Here is a 520-nt window from a genome sequence, read left to right on the forward strand (position 1 = left end):
AAACCATTTCCCCTCCAGCATAATAGCTTTGGGCTTGGGTTCTTACAACATTCCCACCCTCTGACGCTAAGGCGTTGTTTTCTCTAAGTCTGTAGTCATGTCTAACATTGCGTGATTGTGAAATGAAGCCCTTGCTAGCATCCCCATATGGATATAAGACTTTTACACATACAGTTTTGTTTACTTGATCATACAGATCTATTATGGCTTTTTCGAGCTGTCTAAAAAAACCATGAAAGGTTTTGATTCCGGCAACAAAGTAAACCGTATAGTCAAAGTTTTTCGAAGAAGCTGCAAATCCACTTGGGTCAGTATATGTTAACGGGTTAGTGTGCATATCTTGAGTCTGCATATTCTACATATCTCCCAAATATAATTCCTTATTATAAATCTACCCATCTCCGCTTTATAATGACGAGTATAATTTAGATACGTGGTAAATTCCTATCCTGAGTAAATTCCTCCTAATTAGAATAAGTGATAGCTAACTGAGAGGTCGTAGCACACTTTTAAAATTATT

The 520-nt window shown here is 36.9% G+C and carries 1 protein-coding gene; it reads right to left on the bottom strand.

Going from position 1 to position 520, the window contains the following annotated elements; translation table 11 throughout:
• On the bottom strand, positions 1-337 hold a 337-nt coding region (locus tag ABFX54_RS56780; protein WP_346115641.1), incomplete at its 3' end, for a hypothetical protein.
• Between the last annotated feature and the right edge of the window lie 183 nt (positions 338-520).

Origin of the sequence: Nonomuraea maheshkhaliensis, from assembly GCF_039529435.1 — a bacterium.
Classification (GTDB): Bacteria; Actinomycetota; Actinomycetes; order Streptosporangiales; family Streptosporangiaceae; genus Nonomuraea; species Nonomuraea maheshkhaliensis.